25 protein-coding genes, 1 pseudogene and 1 riboswitch are annotated in these 19,826 nt (G+C 47.4%); of the genes and pseudogenes, 12 read left to right on the top strand and 14 right to left on the bottom strand.

Annotated features, from left to right (window positions below):
- Positions 1 to 103 precede the first annotated feature (103 nt).
- The 8 genes from AAV35_RS01220 (at position 104) to AAV35_RS01185 (ending at position 5,098) form a co-directional block, all read left to right on the top strand.
- A complete protein-coding gene (locus tag AAV35_RS01220; protein ID WP_008589093.1) occupies positions 104 to 1,477 on the top strand; it encodes an FAD-binding oxidoreductase in 1,374 nt (457 codons plus the stop codon).
- A gap of 155 nt (positions 1,478 to 1,632) precedes the next feature.
- On the top strand, positions 1,633 to 1,842 hold the full coding sequence (locus AAV35_RS01215; protein WP_008589091.1) for a helix-turn-helix transcriptional regulator: 210 nt from the start codon (positions 1,633 to 1,635) through the stop codon (positions 1,840 to 1,842).
- Positions 1,839 to 2,246 carry a hypothetical protein gene (locus AAV35_RS01210; RefSeq protein WP_008589088.1) on the top strand — a complete coding sequence of 136 codons (408 nt, stop codon included), beginning with the start codon at positions 1,839 to 1,841 and terminating at the stop codon, positions 2,244 to 2,246. Before AAV35_RS01215 ends, AAV35_RS01210 begins: the two co-directional genes overlap by 4 nt.
- Before the next feature lie 154 nt (positions 2,247 to 2,400).
- Positions 2,401 to 3,102: an ABC transporter permease gene (locus AAV35_RS01205; protein ID WP_008589079.1), complete on the top strand. Its 702-nt coding sequence runs from the start codon at positions 2,401 to 2,403 to the stop codon at positions 3,100 to 3,102.
- Positions 3,103 to 4,020, top strand: coding sequence for an ABC transporter ATP-binding protein (locus AAV35_RS01200; protein ID WP_008589075.1), 918 nt, complete (start codon positions 3,103 to 3,105; stop codon positions 4,018 to 4,020).
- A 98-nt stretch (positions 4,021 to 4,118) separates the two neighbouring features.
- On the top strand, positions 4,119 to 4,349 hold the full coding sequence (locus AAV35_RS01195; RefSeq protein WP_008589073.1) for a hypothetical protein: 231 nt from the start codon (positions 4,119 to 4,121) through the stop codon (positions 4,347 to 4,349).
- A 105-nt stretch (positions 4,350 to 4,454) separates the two neighbouring features.
- A complete protein-coding gene (locus AAV35_RS01190) occupies positions 4,455 to 4,781 on the top strand; it encodes a DMT family transporter (protein ID WP_008589070.1) in 327 nt (108 codons plus the stop codon).
- The gene (locus AAV35_RS01185; protein ID WP_008589068.1) at positions 4,781 to 5,098 is read left to right on the top strand and encodes a DMT family transporter; all 318 of its coding nucleotides are present in this window, start codon (positions 4,781 to 4,783) and stop codon (positions 5,096 to 5,098) included. The genes AAV35_RS01190 and AAV35_RS01185 overlap by 1 nt, the downstream gene beginning before the upstream one ends.
- Positions 5,099 to 5,100: 2 nt before the next feature.
- Here the strand turns inward: AAV35_RS01185 and AAV35_RS01180 are convergent, their stop codons facing one another.
- The 4 genes from AAV35_RS01180 to AAV35_RS01165 all read right to left on the bottom strand — a co-directional run bounded on the left by AAV35_RS01180 (position 5,101) and on the right by AAV35_RS01165 (position 6,773).
- Positions 5,101 to 5,520 (bottom strand): RDD family protein, encoded by a 420-nt coding sequence (locus AAV35_RS01180; protein WP_008589060.1) that lies wholly within the window; start codon positions 5,518 to 5,520, stop codon positions 5,101 to 5,103.
- Between the two features lie 64 nt (positions 5,521 to 5,584).
- Entirely contained in the window at positions 5,585 to 6,088 is a 504-nt protein-coding gene (locus tag AAV35_RS01175; protein WP_040609223.1) for a GNAT family N-acetyltransferase, read from the bottom strand.
- Entirely contained in the window at positions 6,088 to 6,537 is a 450-nt protein-coding gene (locus tag AAV35_RS01170; protein ID WP_008589058.1) for an ASCH domain-containing protein, read from the bottom strand. Before AAV35_RS01170 ends, AAV35_RS01175 begins: the two co-directional genes overlap by 1 nt.
- A 14-nt stretch (positions 6,538 to 6,551) precedes the next feature.
- The gene (locus AAV35_RS01165; protein WP_008589057.1) at positions 6,552 to 6,773 is read right to left on the bottom strand and encodes a hypothetical protein; all 222 of its coding nucleotides are present in this window, start codon (positions 6,771 to 6,773) and stop codon (positions 6,552 to 6,554) included.
- 116 nt (positions 6,774 to 6,889) lie between these two features.
- On the opposite strand from AAV35_RS01165, the pseudogene AAV35_RS01160 reads away from it, so the two are divergent.
- Positions 6,890 to 7,514 (top strand): annotated as a pseudogene (locus AAV35_RS01160) (LysE family translocator).
- A 67-nt stretch (positions 7,515 to 7,581) separates the two neighbouring features.
- Here AAV35_RS01160 and AAV35_RS01155 read toward each other — a convergent pair.
- The 7 genes from AAV35_RS01155 to AAV35_RS01125 form a co-directional block, all read right to left on the bottom strand.
- Positions 7,582 to 8,556 carry a TDT family transporter gene (locus AAV35_RS01155; protein ID WP_008589055.1) on the bottom strand — a complete coding sequence of 325 codons (975 nt, stop codon included), beginning with the start codon at positions 8,554 to 8,556 and terminating at the stop codon, positions 7,582 to 7,584.
- Positions 8,557 to 8,633: 77 nt separating this feature from the next.
- Positions 8,634 to 9,401: an energy-coupling factor transporter transmembrane component T family protein gene (locus AAV35_RS01150; RefSeq protein ID WP_008589053.1), complete on the bottom strand. Its 768-nt coding sequence runs from the start codon at positions 9,399 to 9,401 to the stop codon at positions 8,634 to 8,636.
- Positions 9,388 to 10,953 (bottom strand): ABC transporter ATP-binding protein, encoded by a 1,566-nt coding sequence (locus AAV35_RS01145; RefSeq protein ID WP_008589051.1) that lies wholly within the window; start codon positions 10,951 to 10,953, stop codon positions 9,388 to 9,390. The genes AAV35_RS01150 and AAV35_RS01145 overlap by 14 nt, the downstream gene beginning before the upstream one ends.
- On the bottom strand, positions 10,950 to 11,528 hold the full coding sequence (locus AAV35_RS01140) for an ECF transporter S component (RefSeq protein WP_008589049.1): 579 nt from the start codon (positions 11,526 to 11,528) through the stop codon (positions 10,950 to 10,952). The genes AAV35_RS01145 and AAV35_RS01140 overlap by 4 nt, the downstream gene beginning before the upstream one ends.
- Positions 11,525 to 12,121 (bottom strand): YkoF family thiamine/hydroxymethylpyrimidine-binding protein, encoded by a 597-nt coding sequence (locus AAV35_RS01135; RefSeq protein ID WP_008589047.1) that lies wholly within the window; start codon positions 12,119 to 12,121, stop codon positions 11,525 to 11,527. The genes AAV35_RS01140 and AAV35_RS01135 overlap by 4 nt, the downstream gene beginning before the upstream one ends.
- A gap of 84 nt (positions 12,122 to 12,205) precedes the next feature.
- Positions 12,206 to 12,308: riboswitch (TPP riboswitch) on the bottom strand.
- 86 nt (positions 12,309 to 12,394) lie between these two features.
- Entirely contained in the window at positions 12,395 to 13,042 is a 648-nt protein-coding gene (locus tag AAV35_RS01130) for an SDR family oxidoreductase (protein WP_008589045.1), read from the bottom strand.
- A gap of 14 nt (positions 13,043 to 13,056) precedes the next feature.
- Positions 13,057 to 13,689: an NAD(P)-dependent oxidoreductase gene (locus AAV35_RS01125; protein ID WP_008589043.1), complete on the bottom strand. Its 633-nt coding sequence runs from the start codon at positions 13,687 to 13,689 to the stop codon at positions 13,057 to 13,059.
- Between the two features lie 179 nt (positions 13,690 to 13,868).
- Between AAV35_RS01125 and AAV35_RS01120 the strand changes: the two genes are divergently transcribed.
- Entirely contained in the window at positions 13,869 to 15,455 is a 1,587-nt protein-coding gene (locus AAV35_RS01120; RefSeq protein ID WP_008589042.1) for a BCCT family transporter, read from the top strand.
- Between the two features lie 68 nt (positions 15,456 to 15,523).
- On the opposite strand, the gene AAV35_RS01115 is transcribed toward AAV35_RS01120, so the two are convergent.
- The 3 genes from AAV35_RS01115 to AAV35_RS01105 are packed head-to-tail and all read right to left on the bottom strand — an operon-like array spanning position 15,524 to position 17,646.
- Positions 15,524 to 16,504, bottom strand: coding sequence for an HNH endonuclease signature motif containing protein (locus AAV35_RS01115; RefSeq protein WP_008589040.1), 981 nt, complete (start codon positions 16,502 to 16,504; stop codon positions 15,524 to 15,526).
- Entirely contained in the window at positions 16,501 to 17,250 is a 750-nt protein-coding gene (locus AAV35_RS01110; protein ID WP_008589037.1) for a potassium channel family protein, read from the bottom strand. The genes AAV35_RS01115 and AAV35_RS01110 overlap by 4 nt, the downstream gene beginning before the upstream one ends.
- Before the next feature lie 33 nt (positions 17,251 to 17,283).
- The gene (locus AAV35_RS01105) at positions 17,284 to 17,646 is read right to left on the bottom strand and encodes a VOC family protein (RefSeq protein ID WP_008589034.1); all 363 of its coding nucleotides are present in this window, start codon (positions 17,644 to 17,646) and stop codon (positions 17,284 to 17,286) included.
- Between the two features lie 301 nt (positions 17,647 to 17,947).
- On the opposite strand from AAV35_RS01105, the gene AAV35_RS01095 reads away from it, so the two are divergent.
- Both AAV35_RS01095 and bioD read left to right on the top strand, forming a co-directional pair.
- Positions 17,948 to 19,048 (top strand): oxidoreductase, encoded by a 1,101-nt coding sequence (locus AAV35_RS01095; RefSeq protein WP_008589033.1) that lies wholly within the window; start codon positions 17,948 to 17,950, stop codon positions 19,046 to 19,048.
- 89 nt (positions 19,049 to 19,137) lie between these two features.
- Positions 19,138 to 19,815: a dethiobiotin synthase gene (gene bioD, locus AAV35_RS01090; RefSeq protein WP_008589032.1), complete on the top strand. Its 678-nt coding sequence runs from the start codon at positions 19,138 to 19,140 to the stop codon at positions 19,813 to 19,815.
- The last annotated feature ends 11 nt before the right edge of the window (positions 19,816 to 19,826 follow it).

Below are 19,826 nucleotides of genomic sequence, written 5' to 3'. Positions count from 1 at the left end.
AAATTTTATGTCAAATTGGTTAATAATATTTCGAAATTACGTTTCATAAACTGTAAAAATATGCTGACTTATGTATAATCGGAGAAAAAGAGGAGGCGTTTTCATGAAACACGAAGTACTTTCGCAGCTGAAGGAATTTTTAAGCGAAGAACAGATTAGTACGAACGAAACGATACGTAACCACCATAGTAAAGACGAGTCCTACCACACCCCCGTTTTTCCTGAGGTCGTCCTCTTCCCGCGCTCGAGCCGGGAGATCAGTCATATTCTGAAGCTGGCAAATGAAAAGAGGATTCCGGTCACGCCGTTCGGACTCGGTTCCGGTCTCGAAGGCCACGTTGTACCCGTACAGGGAGGGTTTTCCATCGACTTTTCGGAGATGGACGATATTCTTGAGATACGGGAGCAGGATCTTCTCGTCCGTGTCCAGCCGGGTGTCACACGCTCGATGCTTGATAAAGCGCTGAAAAAGCACGGTTTTTTCTTCCCAGTGGACCCGGGTGCGGACGCTACAATCGGCGGAATGACAGCTACCAATGCGAGCGGTACTACGTCCGTCAAGTACGGAGTGATGAAAGATCAGATACGCAATCTGGAAGTCGTGACTCCGGACGGGGAGATTATCCATACCGGGAGTCTCGCCCAGAAATCTTCCTCCGGTTACAATCTCAACGACCTTTACACAGGATCCGAAGGCACACTCGGCTGTATTACCGAAATAACGCTGAAAGTGTACGGAATCCCCGAGCATATTACGGCTGCCCGCGCCACTTTCAAAGAGATGACGGAAGCGGTGAATGCTGTAACTTCTATCGTTCAGACCGGTGTCCCTGTCGCCCGTATGGAAATCGTGGACGAGAGTTCTATCCGTCAGGTGAACGACTGGATGGAAACCGACTACGAAGTGAACCCCACTCTTTTCCTTGAGTTTCATGGAAATGAAGCGGGACTGAATCAGGACGTGGCTTTTGCGAAGGAGATTCTTTCGGACCACGGCTGCACGTCCGTGACGTTCGAGAAAGACACCCGGGGACGCATGAAACTGTGGGAAGGCCGGCACAACCTTGCGTATACCTACACCCACGCCTATCCGGGACGTTCCATGATGGTAACAGATGTTTGCGTTCCTATTTCTTCTCTTGCCGAAGCCATCGTATTCGGCCGGGAAGAGCTCGACCGACAGGGGCTTCCGGGAGGACTTGTGGGACATGCCGGAGATGGCAATTACCACGCATTCGTCATGATCGACAAAATTGATGAGAACGAGATGCACAAAGCGGAACAGTTCAATGAAGCTATCGTTGAACACGCTCTGGCCCGGGGCGGCACCTGTACGGGCGAGCACGGCGTCGGAATCGGGAAGAAGAAGTACCTGGAAGCGGAGCACGGAGCGTCTCTTTCCATTATGAAGTCGATTAAAAAAGCTCTTGATCCGAACAACATCATGAACCCGGGCAAATTCATCGATATCGGATAAGAGCGTTTATACTAAAACAACAAAATTCACCTTCTAACGATTACATTATTCCCGCATTGACAAAGTAATTTTAACGTTATAACATGAAGTTGATTTCACATGAAGTTAACTTCGTGTTTTTTAATATATATTTTTCAGAAGAGGATGTTTCCGGATTGAAGAATCATATCAAATACTTTCGCAAAGAAAAGAATATGACTCAGCAACAGTTAGCTGATAAAGTTTCAGTTTCCTCAAGAACGATTATTTCTCTGGAAAAAGGAAAATATAATCCCTCTGTACTTTTAGCCTATAAAATTGCAAAGATTTTTAACATCAGTATTGAAGAACTATTTACTTTCGAAGAGGAGGAGTCAGGATTATGAACAGAAAAATCTTTAAATTAATTACTGCTGTAATTTTGGCATGTACCGGGATTTTCATATTTGTGATGAGCAACATTAACGATTGGCCCTTTGGGATTGGAGGGTTAGGTATAGCACTGACAGGGATATCAATTCAGACTTACATAGAACATAGAAAGGACAAAGTAACAGAAAAAGGGGAAAAACGAAGTGACATCGAAGTCCATGATGAACGTAATGTGTGGGTTAATGCGAAATCAGGGGAAACAATGAATTCTATTATGGATTCCCTGACTTTGATCGCCTTTATTGTGTCGATTTACCTTGATGTGTCTCTAACGGCACAGGTACTTATCTTTTCATTATTATTATTCAGGATACTGATAAGTCCTGTAGTTAAGAAAGTTTACCAGAATCAGTTATGAACTCGGAGTCTTACAAGAAGAACACTTGCATAACTTTTAATTAAAAATAGACCCACTGAATTCGTTGTGATCATAGAGATGCAATTCAGAAACTTTCAAAGGAATTCAACTATCTTTTTCCGGGATGACAACGCCATAGAAAGGATGAGAAAAATTGGTTCATGTATTAAAAAGAGAGTTCATTGAATCTTTCAGAAGTGTTCGATCTGTCTTAATTATACTATTCTTAACACTGGTCGCTTACTACTCCTCCAGATTTTTTCAAAATAACCAAGTATTGATCAATCAGTTTTTAAGTGGAGAAAATGCTATAAGCGTTGAGGAGATTTATGCCGCAGCCATCACGTTTATTATAATGGCCTTTGGCGCATTATTTGTGTTCTCCATTTCTCACGACATAGTTAATAGTGAAACTGAATCCAGAACTATCCGATTGCTTGTAACTAAAATCTCCAGAGGTCAGATATTACTCGGGAAATTATTAGGGGTAACTTTATTCTGGTGGTCTGTAATAACCATCAGCTACATAGTTATATTTGCTATTTCAGGTTCATGGTCTATCGAATTTTATGCGCAGACGCTAGTTTTAATCTTTTATTTCATCAGTTTCACAATGCTAATTTCAACAATAATATCTAAAACTAAACTATCGATGTTTTTTGGTATCATGCTTGGTATTGCTTTACCAGTTTTGAACGTAGCAGCAATAGAAATTGATAAATGGTATCTAATTCCCGCAAAATACATTTTCCCATTTTATTATAGCGAGCAATTGACTATGTCATTCGTGCCACTGATTATCGGAACAGTCTTTTTCACACTATCTGTTTTTATTATAAAGAGGAGAGATTTATAAATGGAAAGTATTGTTCAAGTAAAAAACTTAAGAAAAGAATATAGAAACACAGATGTATTAAAAGGCATTAACCTGACAGTTAACAAAGGAGAAGTTTTCGGGTTTGTTGGTCATAATGGGGCAGGTAAGTCAACGTTGATTCACATCTTAACAGGCATTGTTAATAAGACATCCGGATCATTTACTATTTTCGACATGCCGGACAACGAACTTAATACCGTCAAAAGAAAAATGGGCGTCATGCCGGATATCACTAACCTGTATCATAATATGAAAGGGTATAATTTTTTAAAATATATGGGGGAACTTACAGAAGATAAGCGTTCCAAAGCGGGGTACACTGAACTTCTAAAAAAAGTTGGTTTAGAGGGAGCAGAAGACCAAAAGATTAAATCGTACTCTTTTGGTATGAAAAAGAAAATCAGCATAGCCCAAGCCCTGCTTGGTGATCCGGAACTAATTATTCTTGATGAGCCAACTTCAGGGCTGGATCCGGAATCAGCTATTTATATTCGTAACTTAATAAGCGAGTTGCAAAAAAGCGGGAAAACCATTTTTTTGACTTCCCACAACCTTGATGAAATTGAGAGGATCAGTGACAGGGTCGGGATTTTGAGCAATGGTGTCATTAAAAAGTTTGGAACTCCAGAGGAATTAAAGAAAGTCGAAGAAGGAAGTAATATAGGTTTTTCGGTTCGAACAATACCAATGCTCACGACTGAAAAAATCGAGGAACTTACAAATCTCCACCAACTGAATATCATTTTCGGAGAAGGGAGGCAAACCAGTGCCCGATTAATTGTCAAATCCGAAGAAGACATTCCGAAAATAACTAAAGCTATAGTCGATTCGGGCATTTCCTTGTATGAGGTGAAAATTGACGAGAAATCTTTAGAAGATGTTTTCATGAACGCATAAACAAAAAATCAGTCATAAGCAAACAAGAATGTAACCTTTTATACTAAAGAAAATATGTTTATTTTTTATGGACAATAAGAAAAAAGGTAGTCTTCCAGTTGACGAAAACCATAAACTTTCTTGCGGGAGTGATTATGGCCCTGATTGTGGAAGGAACGATGGAATCTGTTACAATCCCACCCGGGTTTTACATTTTCAGTTCGTTCTTCGCATTATTCACTGCAGGGTACAGGTACTACTTTGAAATGGATAAAAAATCTTGGGGAGCTTCTCTTATGGTGCTCACAACTGCTGGAATACTATTCTCTATTGTCTTAATGTTTATCTAAAAAAAGCCCTGTCCGGGGCTTTTTTTCTGCCTGAAATCTATTAAAGTGATTTCATTCTTACAATGTAAAAAATTGTGCTACGATGAATGCTGGGAGGAATGAATCATGAGTATCCACTGGTTCAAAGTAATCATAGCCGGCCTGTTTGAAATAGGATGGGTCATCGGGCTGAAACATGCCGACAGCTTCCTCGAATGGACAGGTACCGTTATCGCTATAGTTGTCAGCTTCTATTATCTGATCATGGCCGGACAGAAACTTCCTGCCGGAACAGCATATGCCGTTTTCGTGGGAATCGGTACGATCGGGACCGTACTCTCGGGAATGTTGTTTTTCGGAGAGGCGGCAAGTGTGGGGAAAGTGCTGATGATCTCCCTTCTTCTCACAGGTATAATCGGTCTTAAAATGGTGACACCGGAGGAGGATGCATAATGGCGTGGGTCTACTTAATCATCGCAGGACTCGGAGAAATGTTCGGGGTTCTGATGATCAATAAATTCCACTCTGAACGCTCGGTCACATCCATCCTTCTGCTCGCTGCAGGGTTTTCCGCGAGTTTCCTTTTTCTTGCGCTGTCCATGGAAACACTGCCGATGGGGCTTGCCTACGCCGTATGGACAGGCATAGGAGCAGCAGGTGGCGCACTGTTCGGAATGATTTTATATGGGGAACCGAAAGACGGCAAACGCATCTTTTTTCTATCACTCATCATCGCTGCCGTCATCGGACTGAAGTTGGTCTCCCCCTGATATTATCCGGAATGAACGTACGTGCCGGCCATATAATCGTGTATGGCCCGGCGCTGCTTCGTTGCGATGACCATAACAAAACTCACCAGAGTGGACACTCCGAAAGTGATGACACTGAGCAGCACCTTCCCGACAAAATCCCGGATGAACATATCAAGAAGCGTCACGTCATTCCCGTTAAGTTTTTTAACACGTATACCCATCAGACGCTTTGCAAGGGTGTACCCGGCCCAGACAGCGGGCAGGATCGTCAGGTACAAAGCATCCAGCAGTACATAGGCATAGCTGCTCGAAACTTCTGATGTAAGTTCCCCAGTGATCAGAAAGTATAAAAAGACAGCTACCATATTAATAATGAAGCTATCTGCGAGAAAGGCTGCCAGTCTTTTTCCAAAACCGGCTTTAGGTGTGTCCGTCCGCATAACAAATCCCTCTTCTTTAAAATATTCGTTCCTCTTTGAAAACTGTTTTCTTTCGGTCAAGGACTCAAATTTCCAGAGTCATGTGCTGTTCGTCGTAATATTCCCGATGCATCTTCAAAGCGTTCTTCTCCACACCCCACGTCTCAAACCCGGCATTTGCATAAAGTCGGATGGCGGAATCGTTGTTCGTCACCACGGAAAGGTTAATTTTTTCAATATACCCTTCTTCTTTCGCTTTTTCGATCGTCTTCTGAAGCAGTTGACCCCCTACTCCTTTATTGCGGACGACGGGGGAGACGTACACTCCTATAAGGTGAGCAACATGTCTCAACTTGCTCGTGTCCTGCACGACGAGCGTCATCATTCCTACAATTTCCTCGTCCCAGATTGCTCCGAATGTGAAACTGTCCGAATCGGCAAGACGTTTGGACACTTCGCGGACCGGGTCCTCCTTCGACATCGCCTCTTCATAGCTCGTAGCGAATGCTTCCGGATTATTCCTTAACGCCTCGAGCCTCAAATCCCAGTACATGTTCGCATCATCCGGCTGCAATAGTCGTATCTCCATTACTTATCCCTCGCATCTATAAGTTCAAATTCTTCACAGACGACGAGAACGTCTTCCGTAAATTCTCTACCCAGTTCCTCCATAAGCGTGCGGAAAAACTTCTCGTGCTCGTTCCACCAGTATGTATAGGAACGGTCTCCTTCCCCTTCCCTGAAGGCGAACGATTCCGGCACCTCGTTCATCGGCATGACTGTCACCTTATTCGTACGGATAATCGCCGCCGGTTCCTCATTGGAATCAAGTACAATACTATATTCCCCCTCATATGGGAGAGGTTCGTTTTCTGCGGCATATTCCTCATAGAGAGAACATGTGGCTGTCTTGATTCCACGTACTACGAGTCCCGCTAATTCGTCTTCATCTATACCGAATGCCCAGGCCGAAACGTTCTCCGGTGCCTGCACACCGTTCCAGTAATCTTTCCAGTAGCGCCATGCTTTTTCATTCATTTCCTTCTCCTCCTCTAATCACCGGGCCCTCCAGGACCGTAGACATCACTCCCGGATTTACGATAAGCATCCCCCTGGGCTTCCTGTGCTGCTTTTGAACGGCTCTGATGTTTCACGTTCTCTTTATTCCTGTGCATGCGTTTATGCTTTCCGGTAAGGCGATCGATCAGCCTCGCAATGAAAAAAGGCAGGGATAAAAAAGTGACAATGATAAGAACACCGAAGAGTGTAGACATGAACGTGGCCTCCCCATGATAAACTCCTTCTTACCCTGTACGATTAGAAAGAAATAATGTTTCATCATCTCCCTTCTTTCCTTAATAATGAAAAGAAAAAAGGAGAAGCAGAAAACATGATCGATCTCATCAATATAGAAGCATTTATTCTGGCTGCCGTCCTTTTAAACCTTACTCCGGGCACCGACACTATGTACATTGTATCACGAAGCGCTTCCCAGGGGCTCATACTCCGCTCTCGGCATTTCCGCCGGAATCCTTGTACATACGATTCTGGCAGCACTCGGACTCTCCGTACTTCTTATGCAGTCAGCCTTCCTGTTCACCGTCGTCAAAATTATCGGTGCCTGCTATCTCGGCTATCTCGGCCTGCAGATTCTTCTTACCAGGACAAAGACGGAAGGAAATAAGAAAGAAATACCGAAACAGTCGAACCGTAAGATTTTCGTCCAGGGAATGATCACTAACGTAACGAATCCGAAAGTGGCCGTCTTCTTTCTCGCTTTCCTTCCTCAGTTTGTACAGGCGGAGAGCGGAATGAGCGCTTCGCTATCATTCCTGACGCTCGGTCTCATCTTTACGACCACCGGGACGGTATGGTTCTTCATCACTGCTCTGCTTGCTTCGTTCACAACAGCGAAACTGCGCGGAGAGAGCAGAAGCGGCATGATTTTAAACAAAGTGACGGGGCTCCTCGTCTTTATAGCTATGGGCATCCAGCTTCTCTACACGGAAAGCTGAAAATTTTCCATACAAAAAACCAGGAGGAACTGTTGCGTCCCTCCTGGTTTTTTTCTTGAATAAAGAATCAACCCGCGCTCCACCTGCTTGTCTTTACGGTGGTATCCCTCAGGAAAATAATACTTTCTCCTGCCAGCAGAAGTATGACGACCCACCCCCACACGTTGAGCAGCAGTCCTGTATGAACGTGGGAGGTAAAAGCGAAAAACATACCGAATGTGAAGTTCCGCGACCACTGGGAGATGTGATATGTAAACACACCTTCCCTCCATCCGTACTTCCGGATACGCCGGCGGGCCCGTACCAGCTCTATACTTTCAATGAAAAGGAGGGCTGCGAAAGTCCCCCACCAGAACATCGCAATCGTCTCTTCCGTAAAAGATCCGGAGACGACCATGGCGAACCCGCTGATGGAGAGCGCTCCGTGAAAAATGCAGTTCGTATTACTCCAGTCGTCCGCGAGCGTCCCTTTTGAATTCCAGAAGTAATGACGGATGATGACTATCGCTCCTGCTGTATACATTAAAAGTCCGAACAGAACACCGAGAGGCGGGATGTCCGGCTGTACGAGTACATTCCACACGATAACGAGCGACTGCGTGGCGACAGCGGCAAGCAAAATCACTCCGTGCGGGGCATGAGCCTCCGGAGTTCTCCACAAGTTATAGAAATGCCTCAGGCAGTGGTAGATGTAATAGCCATATAAAAGCGTGTTCAGTGCGATAACGACGGTTACGACGGGTGCAAAACCCGGATAATAAAGAAGGATCACTTTAGCAGAAACCGAAATGCCGGCCACCCATGTCCCCATCGAGAAGAAATTCACGGGGTTGTTCAAAAACCCTTTCCGGAACTCTCTGCTTGAAAACTGCAACCCCAGAGCTATGAGGATACCGGCTGCTCCTGTCAGGAACAAAGAAATAAAGACCGGCCTCATAATCGGCGTGAATGGGAGAAGATTCATACTCGTGTGCAAAAAAATCCCGAACGCCATCACAATTGCTCCGGCGGCAGGATTAATGATTTTCCTGTTCGTTACCATACTCTATGTTCCTCTCTACTATGCTCCCCTTATTCTATCAAAGAATGCCCCTAAGTACGAAGGAGCAGCGTAAAAACTCACAGCTGCCCCTGATACCAGGAGAAATAATCGAACCGGAGGCTGAGCAGAATCAGGAGCAGGAATATCGCCCCCATACCCGCCGGGAACAGCCAGTCTTTCTTCCGTACGCGGATATTCCGGTAGAACGTCCGCTCCCGGGTGCCGGTAAATCCTTTCGATTCCATGGCTACGGCCGTCCTTTCCGCTTTGCGGATCGCTCCGGCCAGTAAAGGTACTGCAAAACGCCGGTAGCGTTTCCACCTGCTTTCCTGTCCCATGCCGCGCACCCTGTGAGCAGCACGGATCTGCCGGAACTCTGTCGTGAGCATCGGCAGGAACCGGTACCCCGCCATGATGCCGTAGGCCAGCTTCGGGGGAAGCCGGAGCTGCTGCATCAGACTTAGCAGGAATTCCACCATGTTTGTTGTGAAAATGAATAAAAGAGACATCGTTGCAAAGGCGAGGACACGGAAACTGAGAGATAACGCCACAAGCACATCCTCCCGCGGCACTTCCCACCAGATGAGACCGACCGTCTCAGAAGGGTTTTTCGGCGCATCCGCAAAAGCGATCGTCGTCCACAGCATACCGATAGCGAATATAGTAAAAGGTATCAGATAGAACAGGTAGTATTTCCGGCGGAAATCACCGAACAGAAAAGTTACGGCAATCGTGCACAAGGTGAACAGCGCGGGAGTCACCGGATCAAACAGCAAAGCCAGTGCTGCCACGAGTCCCAAAATAGTAAGAGCTTTCACACTCGGATTCAGATTATTGAGGTACATACATATCCCCCTTTATCAGCCTGTTCGTCCTTACACGAAAAGGTTCTTTAAGCTGAAAGGCGGCCAGATCTTCATTCCATAACTTATCCGGACGTCCCGTAAATCCTATCTTTCTGTCCTTCATAACCACGACCCTGGTAGCATAGCGATCGACGAGATCCATATCGTGAGTAATCATTACGATCGTCGTACCCGCACGATGCTTTTCTTCCAGAAGACCCATAAGATGGCTGGTAGACTTTGCATCCTGTCCGAACGTAGGCTCATCCAGAAAAAGTATTTCCTGATTCTTCACGAGCATAGTCGCCACACTCAGCCGCCGCTTCTCCCCCTGACTCAGCGTGAAAGGATGGAAATCTTTTCGGTCCGTAAGTCCACACCACTCCAGCAGTTCCTCTATTTTCTCATCCCCCGCCCCGCTGTACGCCAGTTCCTCCCATACACTGTCCGTGAGAAACTGGTGTTCAGGGTTCTGGAAGACGTATCCTGCATGATGAAACCAGTCTTTGTCCGGGAAGGGGCGGGTGATTCTTCCGGAGGAGACCGGATCGATGCCCGCAAGGAGCCGGCACAGGGTGGTTTTTCCGCTTCCATTAGGTCCCGTGACCGCCGTAAAAGAACCTTCGGAAATCGTTACATTCACGTTGGAGAAGATAGATTTGTAACTGATCCCCGATGCCTGCATGAGGGAGGGACCGTTCTCCCTGTGGGGTGGTGCTTTCAAAGGAGCGGAAAGTCCGGGAGCAAATCCGCGGGCCGTAAGCGGGTACGGCGGAGCGGTTCTTCCGGATTCCATCGCCACTCTTACAGCTCCAGGCACAGCTATCCCTTCTTCGTAAAGAGAACGGGCATAACGATCTACCCCCTGCTGCAGAGGGCCGTCGTAAAACAGACTGCCGTTTCTTCCAAGCATCAGCACCCGGTCTGTTATATCGATCCAGGGGTCAAGGTCGTGCTCAATAACGAAAATCGTTATATTTTTCAACTCTTTCAAAGAACGGAGAAGAGAAACAAATTCATCGGTAGCTACGGGGTCGAGATTCGCTGTCGGTTCATCCAGAACGATCACCGGAGGCTCCATAGCAAGTATGCAGGCGAGGGCCAGCTTCTGTTTCTCTCCCCCGGAAAGAGAAACGACCGCCGCTTCCTTCTTGTGGAGGAGTCCCACCTCCTCAAGAGCAGTCTCCACTCTCTTTTCCATCTTTTCAGAAGGAACACATATATTTTCAAGCCCGAACGCCACTTCATCCTCCACCGTAAGCATGCAGAACTGCGTTTCCGGGTCCTGAAATACAGTCCCTACTCTCCGGCTCATCGCCCCGGTGGAAGCATCTTTGACCGGCATACCTTCAAACGTCACTTCTCCTTCCATTGTACCCTCGAGCTCTTTCGGATAAATTCCCGTCAGGCACCGGCTAAGCGTGCTTTTTCCCGAACCGCTTGCCCCGAGCAGGAGTACACATTCCTTTTCCCCGAGCGAGAACGTTACGTTCTGGAGAATCGGGGCATCCATATCATCGTACTGCAGGGACAAATTTTGCACATTCATCATGCAGCATGCTTCTTCCGTTTTTCTTTGCCGAGAGCAAATCCCGAAAGAACGCCGGTTTTCGCCAAAGCGTCACTCAGAGCTTTTCCGGCCACTCCCGCAAGAATCGCTCCGCTGATAAGGCGCGTCACGAACATAAGCAGGACGTACCCTCCGGCAAGCGCTGCGTATCCGGACTGGAAGTACCCCCAGGCAAAACTGAAGACGGCGGCCATCATCCCGGAGAACATAAGTGTCCCGAGGTTGTAGCGGCGATACCCGGTCATGGCGAACGCCGATTCCGCACCGAGACCCTGGATCATTCCGCTGATCAGAAGCATGGGACCTGCTGCGTTCCCGAGCATTACTTCGACAGTAGCCGCAATGGTTTCGGAAAGAAAAGCGGCTCCGGGTTTCCGGATAATATAAGCAGCGATAATAGAAACGATGAACCAGATGCCGAAGATAAAGTCATAACCGATTGGTCCGAAGAAACCCGTCAGTACTTTCCCCACAGGGAGAAAAGCGAGGTAAACGACTGCGAATACGACGGAAAGTACCGACATGACAACGATTTCCTTCAGTTTCCAATTTTTCATTTATTTCCTCTTTCCTGGGATGGGCTGTTTGCAGACATCGCTACAGTCATTACGGTGTGGGAAGAACCGCTTTTCTCTGTGTCGCTGAACACTTCTTCAAGACCTTTGAACATCGTATTCGTATCCCCTGACAGCTTAGTGGCATAGTGAGCTTCGGAGACCTCAATCCCACTTTCTTTCATACGTTCAATCCCCTTGTATATAACGTCCATATAATTTCCGCCACCCATCGGGTAAAGGGAGAATTTTGCGCCGGTGTACTGATCCAGATCCCACAGCCCGTTTTCCGGCTTTTCTTTATGCCCGGTATATTGGTCACCCTCGGAATCTCCCGGGCACCCGACAGAAAACGTTGCATTCAGGGCTGTGTGTACCCCTGTTTCGGCTACACGCAGGAACACTGCCCGCGTCACGTCAAATACGTGCTCGATATCCCCGCGTACCGTCGTCGTCACTTCATCCGTATTCATCCATACTTTTGAAGTATCGATTTTTTCCAGAGCTCCCTTGATCTTTTCCTTGAAGTCATCACTCATCGGGTGAACCGAAAAAGAGCATCCTGCAATTTTCACATTTTCCTGCTGCTGACTCATACATAATTCCTCCTTTTAATAAAACAAAAAAGACTGCATCCGATTCGCGGGACGCAGTCTGTATCATTAAAAGAGTTTGCCGTTTTTATTCAGACTGCACTTCCCCACGCTGGTACTAACCAGATCGGGTCCAAAGGGTCAGAATTCAATTCTTCTCAGCCGTGAGCCGGCTCCCCCAGTGCATGAAACGATATGCAGTTTTTTGTTGTTTGAATTTATCATAAAGCATGCAGAAAATTTTGTAAACCGTCGTTTTCCGCTCGATATTTACGTTTACACCATTTTCAGAGCTTCCATTACGGGAGATTCGCCCTTCGTAACCTGAAACTCCTTGTTAACAAGATGAGGGCTGTTCAACGTCTCCACTATAACTTTCGCGACATCTTCCCGCGGGACTTCGTCGCGCGGAATTTCTCCGCCTGCGTTCACTTTCCCTGTACCTTCGTCATTGGTAAGGCGGCCCGGGTGGATGATGGTATACTCCAGACCGGAAGAGCGGAGCCATTCGTCCGCGTAAAACTTACAGGCCGCATACGGACGGAAGTCTTCGCTTCCCCAGCTGCCGCGTCTCGTATCGAAAGAGCTGATAAGAGCAAAACGGCTTACGCCTTTCTGTTTCGCTGCTTCCATCATTTTCACGGCTCCGTCCAGATCTATCATGATGGTTTTATCCTTCCCGGTATGAGGTCCGGACCCGGCAGCAAACACGACGGCATCCACGTCATCCATCAATGCGGCAAGCACATCGATTTCATCTTCCAGATCCGCAACAGCCACTCCTGCACCCAGGTTTTCAAAAAAGGATGCCTGTGTTTTATCGCGGATCATCGCTTTAGCTTCGAACTGTTCACTTTCCTGAAGCAGACGGACGAGATGTTTTCCTATCTGACCGTTCGCTCCGGCAACAAGAACTTTTTTCATATAATCCCGCCTTTCTAGTTACTTACAACAGGTGACTCCCTTACATAGTCGTTTGTTTCCGCTAAATCTGCGAGAAATTGGGCTACGCTCGCACGCGACACGCTCATTCCTACTTCATGTTTTCCTAAATAACCGATTTTAAGCGGCTTCTCCGCTTTGTCCGTAAGGATGCCGGCACGTACCAGTGTCCAGTCCAGATCCGTACTCCGGATAGCTGTGGCCATACGTTCAATTTCACGCTGGTTGTTGGCAAAGCCGAGGCGCAGTGCGGAAGCGATCGCATTTCGGCGGTAGTCTTTCTCGTCATTCGGGTCCTTGACGATGCCCGTCGTAATACCGACAAACCGTTTTGTTCCCGTTTCTCCCATCGTTTCTACGATGTTGATGACTCCTTCACTGAGCCTCTGCCTTTTAACGCGCCCGGAAGGACCGAGAAGGCTGATGACGGCGTCCATTCCGTCTACCGTTTCCTTGATTTTTTCCCGTTCATCCAGTGTGCCTTCCACGATCGCTAGCCGGTCGTGCTCCATCGGATACAACTTTTCCGGACTCCTGGCATAGGCGTACACTTCGTGACCGCGACCGAGCAGCTTATCTATCAGCCGGAGACCGGTGGAGCCCGTACCTCCGAATACCGCTATTTTCACTGATACCTCTCCTTTCTCCTTACATACTGTACCTCTTTCATTTTCCCAAATTACCATCTCCGAAACAACTAATAGCTTATGTGGGATAAAGCCTTTACATTTGGGGTATTATCCCTGTAACATTAAAAAGTGAATAACCACTCATCACTACGTCTTATACCTACCAAGGAGGAAATCACGTGGCAACTAAGAAGAAAAAGTATAAGTTTATGAATACGACCTTCTGGTCTTCTTTCCTCATCATTTTAGCCTTTACTATCTGGGGAGGATTGGCACCGGATACGTTAGCAACCCAGGCAGACACAGTGTACAGCTTCATAGCTAACACGTTTGGCTGGTTCTACCTTATCTTCGTATTTGCTCTCATCATTTTCAACTTCTACCTTGCTTTCAGTAAGTATGGAAGCATCCGTCTCGGCGGTGACGACACACGCCCGAAATACCCTTTTTACACTTGGATTGCCATGCTGTTCAGTGCCGGCTTCGGGGTCAGTATCGTTTTCTGGGGTGTCGCCGAACCGATGACGCACTTTGGTACTCCCCCGCCATTTGAACCCGGAGTGGAAGCCGGAACAGCGGAGGCTGCCCGTATCGCCATGTGGAACGCCTTTTTCAACAACGGTATCCACCAGTGGGCCTCCTTCACCTTCGTCGGACTCGCTATCTCCTATTTCATTTATCGTCAGGAAGAACGGAGTCTTATGAGTGACACCCTTAATCCTGTCATAGGAGAAACGGGCAAAAAACCTCTGCGACGCAGCATTGATTCCATTGCAGTCATCGCGACCGTCATGGGAGTGGCTACCACTCTCGGGCTCAGTGTCCTGCAGATCAACAGTGGACTCGGGGCAACGTTCGGCGTCGAGTCCGGACAGACGACGCAGATACTGATCGTACTGGCCATGTTCGTATTTTTTATGGTCTCCACGTTTTCCGGTCTTGACCGGGGAATCAAATACTTAAGTAACGTCAACCTCGGCCTCGCTCTTTTACTCATGGTCGTCGTTCTATTCATAGGTCCGACAGGCTTCATACTTAACACTATTACTACAGGGATAGGGGATTACCTGCAGAACTTCTTCCAGGCAAGTCTCCGCCTCGGACACTACAGTGAAAGTACGTGGGTGCAGGACTGGCCTGTCTACTACTGGGCGTGGACCATCGCCTGGGCACCGTTTGTCGGGATGTTCGTAGCCCGTATTTCCAAAGGGCGTACTGTCCGTGAGTTCGTACTTGGAGTTATGGTCACGCCGCCATTTCTCGGAATCATATGGATTGGAATATTCGGCGGGACAGCCATCCACTCCGATCTGTTCAACGGCACACAGATTGCCGCAGCCGTGGCGGAGAACGAAGCGACCGCTCTCTTCTCCCTGTTTGAGCAGCTGCCGCTCGGAAGTATTCTTTCGTTCCTTTCCATCTGTTTACTGTTCACCTTCCTGGTCACCTCTGCCGACTCGGCTACCTTCGTACTCGGTATGATGACGACACAGGGGGACAGAGACCCTTCTGTAGTAATCAAAGGAATCTGGGGGACGATGATAGCTCTGCTAGCTATTGTGCTGATCATCAGTGCCGGTCTGAATGGATTACAGACAGCTTCTCTAATTGGAGCGCTGCCATTCTCGATTGTCCTCTTCGTAGTCGCCGTCTCGCTGCTGATGACTATCAGAAGTGACTACAGGGAGACCCGCGAACGCAAGGATATAGCGAAACACCGTAAAATCGCCGAACATATTGAAGAAGAAGAGAATGGCGATTCATGAACAGCTGACACGTAATATAATTAAAGCTCTGCCAATCATTGCGAAATTGGCAGAGCTTTTTTCTTCGTTCATGGAGACCACCTTTCTTCAAAACCGTTCTGTTCCGAGTATTCGTACAGTAACTTCAATTTTTCCGGCCGGTAGTTGTATAGGCTGCGGTCCTCGTAGAGGAGTACGGGCTCCGCTTTTAAGTGTTCATTACGTTCTAAAATACACTCTAAATAATTATAATCGGGCAATTTATCGCTTTTATTCAAGTTGCAGGCCCTGCATGATAATACGAGATTCCATATATTATCCGACTGGATGAAGGACCAGGGTATAAAGTGATCGACGTGAGTCTGGTTTTGGGAAAGGTGTAAAGATCTTCCGCAATAAAAGCAGCTATTTTCAAATCGTGACAACAGAATATCTCTATAGGGATGGAGGGACTCCCGCTGAGCCACACTTTCCACTTTTCGCAACAGAAACTCACGGGTTACAGGATTATAATGCTCTATCATTTTTGCCAGATGATAATTTACGAGATCAGTGACAAGCCGCTGATATTTCAACAGAAACAAATGCGAATCCGGATGGAACTGAAAGTATTCAGATTGTTTTCGTCTGTCAAAACCATACAACTTCCCTTCAAAATCACTGTATAAAGCTCCAAAGACATATTTCTTCATAATTGGCTTCGCACACTCCAGGACACAAACCTGATCCCCTGCCTGCAGCTGGTCAAAACTCAAATCTATCGGTAACTGCCGTTCTTCACGGGCCCTCAGAACAGCAGCCGCCACCCCTGAATTTTGCGACCCCTGTTTCAGTCCGTGCCTGACCACCAGGTTCCAGTACGTTTTTACAAAAGAATACCCGATCTGTTCATACGTCAACTGCAGCCGGGAATCAGCGTTATATAAATTCTCAATCAATGCTTTCAGAAGACCGAACTTATACGTCTGGGTCTTTTTACTTTTGTAAAAAAACATTGTGAACTGATACCAAATTTCGTCTTCCTCGAGAGAATGACTGTTTACTCTCCCGTGACCCGACTTCCAGCTCATTCCAGCTCACTCTCCTTTTCTGAAGCACCGGAATCTTTTCCTTTCATTTCTTCAAGCATCGCAATCAGCCGCTCTACGTCCTGGTCACTCAAATCATTGAAATGATCGAGCTGCTTCTGGATAAACTCCACCCTCTCGTCTTTTTTTACTCCGTCTGTCAGGAAAAAAGTAGTGATGGAACTGGTGATCATCCCGATGAGGCCAATCCCGACAAGCATGAGGACGATGGCGACCATTCGCCCTATCCCCGTCTCCGGAGAGATGTCGCCGTACCCTACTGTAGTGGTAGTGACGACCGACCACCATACGCCGTCCATGTAAGTGGTGATTGTGGGTTCGAATTCCTTGACCACGATTGCTGCTCCAAAAACAAGGATAAATGAGACACTCAGCACTAGATCCAGTCCGTTCGTTTTAATTATAGAGAACAGAGTGCCGAGGTATTTCCGTGAGACGGCGAAAAAGCGCAGAACGCGAAACAATCGTACAATCCTTGCTGTCTGGAAAATAGCGTCGAGAGGAAGGGCCGCAATGATATCAATAGGGTTCTTTTTTATGTATTGCCACTTTTTTTCTGCTGCTATAAATCTTATGAGGACGTCCGTGAAGAAGATGATCCAGACGTACCGATTGATAGCCAGAAGTATTGGATTCTCCGTCCATATGAACAATACGGAAGCCAAAGCGAGGAATACGAGCGTAATTTCATACCCGATAATCCAGTTCTTTTTCGTTTTTGCTTTCATGTTATCCCTCACCACCTATCGTAGAAGTCCTGTTCAGTCCACCCATTGCAGCAGTTCAATCCTGTTGCCGAACGGATCCTGTATATAACAGCGCTCTGCTCCCGGGAGCCTGTCATCCTTCTTCACTGCCACACCCCGGTCCTCAAGTGTGTCCACTGCTTCCTGAAAGTCGTCCACTTCAAACGCCGGGTGGGCTTTCCGGGCGGGTGTGAACGGTTCTTCTATACCGATGTGCAGCTGCTGGACACCGAGACTGAACCAGACGCCCCCGTTTTTCCGAAGACTATCCGGTTTCCCCACCTCTTCCATGCCGAGTATATCTCCGAAGAACTCCCGAGCTTTCTCTTCCCCGCCTTCCGGTGCTGCAAGTTGAATATGATCGATTCGTTTCAACATATCTTTTCCTCCCTTTCGGCTCTATGTCTCTCGTTTATTTTTAATATTATCATACATACGGATAACGTTTTGTATGGTAAAACGATTTTCTTTTTTTGAAACCCCCCGGCCCTCGGGTAAGCACAGACCAACGAACCATCCTTTTTTCCGGCCAAACAGATTACGTGCGTTTGCTCTTACGTTCTTATAAACTATGGTACATTCCTGGCTGATCGGCCTATATGTTTTGAAATCGAGAAAAACGGATATTGCCATTTAAGTATGGTGACACTAATCTTTCACCTAAGGAGTGAATAACGATATGCTATTCAGAGAATATGACTTTTTGAACCAGAACGTTAAGAACCGGTTTGTCGTCGCACCGATGACACGCGTCAGCGCAGAAGAGGACGGACAGCCGAATGATACGATGAAAGACTATTACACCCGATTCGCCAAAGGCGGGTTCGGCACGATTGTGACGGAAGGGATCTATCCCGATCAAAGCTTCAGCCAGGGGTACAGCCACCAGCCCGGTCTGGCCACAGCCATCCATGCCGACGGCTGGAAACCGATTGTGGATGCTGTTCATGAAGAAGGTACGGCTATTATTGCGCAGTTAATGCATGCCGGAGCGCAGATGCAGGCGAACAGATACTCCGATGAATCTATCGCACCTTCTGCCGTGCAGCCTAAGGGAGAACAGCTCAGCTTTTACGGTGGTTCCGGCCCTTTCCCGGTACCGCGCGCTATGGATGATCACGATTTCAGAGAAGTGAAAGAAAGTTTTGTTCACAGTGCCCTTCGCGCTAAAGAAGCGGGATTCGACGGTGTGGAACTGCACGGAGCGAACGGTTATCTTCTCGACCAGTTCCTCACGGATTACTTTAACCTCCGTAACGATGAATACGGCGGCTCGCCCGAAAACAGAGTTAAATTCGTTCTTGAAGTGATTGAAGAAGTCCGTGCTGCCGTCGGTGAAGACTACCCTGTAGGTATCCGTATTTCGCAGGCGAAAGCAGCCGACGGAGAACACAAGTGGGCAGGGGGTGAAGAAGAGGCACGCACAATTTTCGAAGCTCTCGGTAATGCGCCTCTCGACTTTGTTCACACTACAGACCCTGATGCTGCTGCGTCTTCTTTCGGAGAGAATACGAAAACGCTGGCTGAAGCAGCAAAACTGTTCAGCGGTCTGCCGGTCATCGCCAACGGTAAACTTACCGATCCGGTGAAAGCGGCCCAGCTTCTGAAAGAAGGACAGGCGGACCTTATTGCAGTAGGAACCGGAGCTCTCGCCAACCCGGATCTTCCAAATCTGATAGACAAAGGGGAAGATTTAAGAGAGTTCGATTTCAAAGAAATCATGCTTCCTCAGGCGAACATTAAAGACCATGAGCTGAACCAGAATATCTTCAACGGATAATTTTCATGAAAACGGCCCCGCTGCGGGTCGTTTTCTTTTTTCTGCTTTGTACTTTTTCTGGTAGGATAAATGTAGAAAGGAAGAGATCAATGCCAGGTATATTCGTAACAGGAACCCATTCAAATGTAGGAAAAACTTCATTCATCACTTCACTCATAGCGTCCCTCAGGGAAAAAGGGATCGATGCTGTTCCGTACAAACCCGTACAGTGCGGAGCGACAGAGGCCGGAACCTCCCCGGACGCTGACAGATACCGGGAGGTCTATGAACCCGGGCTCGGGGATGTATTATGTACATATCTGTTCAAGTCGAAAGTGTCCCCCCATCTCGCCGCTTCCCTTGAAGGTACGCTCATCGAACCCGACCGTATCCTTCGCGACTTCTCCTACCTGGAGAAAATGCATGATCTCGTCATCGTGGAAGGCTCCGGGGGAATTGCCGTTCCGTTGATTGACGAACAGTACGGGACGCCTGAACTGATGAACGACCTAGGGCTGCCGGGGCTTCTGATTGCGGATGCCGATATCGGGACTCTTAACCAGACGACGATAACAGCTTCTTACGCCCGCGGGAAAAATGTGGATCTCCGGGGGATCGTGCTTAACCGCTACCCCGAATTTCCGTCCATCGGCATTCGTCATAACCCCGAGATGCTTGAACGAACAACCGGACTCCCGGTACTCGGAAAAGTTCCGGAAACCGAAGAGCCGGACCTGTCCCTGTACCGCACCATCTATTCGGATTTCCTTGAAACACTCAAATACTGAACCCGAAGGAG

Source organism: Salimicrobium jeotgali (assembly GCF_001685435.2).
GTDB lineage: Bacteria > Bacillota > Bacilli > Bacillales > Halobacillaceae > Salimicrobium > Salimicrobium album.
Note: the sequence above shows the minus strand (reverse complement) of the source record. Positions and strands in the feature narration are given on the sequence as shown.

Coding starts and splice junctions, on each gene's coding strand:
- AAV35_RS01150 (WP_008589053.1), bottom strand. CDS start 9,401: ATGTACCTCAATAATCTGAATCCGAGTGTGAAAGCTCTTACTATTTTG.
- AAV35_RS01170 (WP_008589058.1), bottom strand. CDS start 6,537: ATGAATGAAAAAGCATGGCGCTACTGGAAAGATTACTGGAACGGTGTG.
- AAV35_RS01105 (WP_008589034.1), bottom strand. CDS start 17,646: ATGTTGAAACGAATCGATCATATTCAACTTGCAGCACCGGAAGGCGGG.
- AAV35_RS01185 (WP_008589068.1), top strand. CDS start 4,781: ATGGCGTGGGTCTACTTAATCATCGCAGGACTCGGAGAAATGTTCGGG.
- AAV35_RS01190 (WP_008589070.1), top strand. CDS start 4,455: ATGAGTATCCACTGGTTCAAAGTAATCATAGCCGGCCTGTTTGAAATA.
- AAV35_RS01220 (WP_008589093.1), top strand. CDS start 104: ATGAAACACGAAGTACTTTCGCAGCTGAAGGAATTTTTAAGCGAAGAA.
- AAV35_RS01165 (WP_008589057.1), bottom strand. CDS start 6,773: ATGTCTACACTCTTCGGTGTTCTTATCATTGTCACTTTTTTATCCCTG.
- AAV35_RS01175 (WP_040609223.1), bottom strand. CDS start 6,088: ATGGAGATACGACTATTGCAGCCGGATGATGCGAACATGTACTGGGAT.
- AAV35_RS01155 (WP_008589055.1), bottom strand. CDS start 8,556: ATGGTAACGAACAGGAAAATCATTAATCCTGCCGCCGGAGCAATTGTG.
- AAV35_RS01115 (WP_008589040.1), bottom strand. CDS start 16,504: ATGAGCTGGAAGTCGGGTCACGGGAGAGTAAACAGTCATTCTCTCGAG.
- AAV35_RS01140 (WP_008589049.1), bottom strand. CDS start 11,528: ATGAAAAATTGGAAACTGAAGGAAATCGTTGTCATGTCGGTACTTTCC.
- AAV35_RS01130 (WP_008589045.1), bottom strand. CDS start 13,042: ATGAAAAAAGTTCTTGTTGCCGGAGCGAACGGTCAGATAGGAAAACAT.
- AAV35_RS01145 (WP_008589051.1), bottom strand. CDS start 10,953: ATGATGAATGTGCAAAATTTGTCCCTGCAGTACGATGATATGGATGCC.
- AAV35_RS01210 (WP_008589088.1), top strand. CDS start 1,839: ATGAACAGAAAAATCTTTAAATTAATTACTGCTGTAATTTTGGCATGT.
- bioD (WP_008589032.1), top strand. CDS start 19,138: ATGCCAGGTATATTCGTAACAGGAACCCATTCAAATGTAGGAAAAACT.
- AAV35_RS01180 (WP_008589060.1), bottom strand. CDS start 5,520: ATGCGGACGGACACACCTAAAGCCGGTTTTGGAAAAAGACTGGCAGCC.
- AAV35_RS01200 (WP_008589075.1), top strand. CDS start 3,103: ATGGAAAGTATTGTTCAAGTAAAAAACTTAAGAAAAGAATATAGAAAC.
- AAV35_RS01095 (WP_008589033.1), top strand. CDS start 17,948: ATGCTATTCAGAGAATATGACTTTTTGAACCAGAACGTTAAGAACCGG.
- AAV35_RS01135 (WP_008589047.1), bottom strand. CDS start 12,121: ATGAGTCAGCAGCAGGAAAATGTGAAAATTGCAGGATGCTCTTTTTCG.
- AAV35_RS01110 (WP_008589037.1), bottom strand. CDS start 17,250: ATGAAAGCAAAAACGAAAAAGAACTGGATTATCGGGTATGAAATTACG.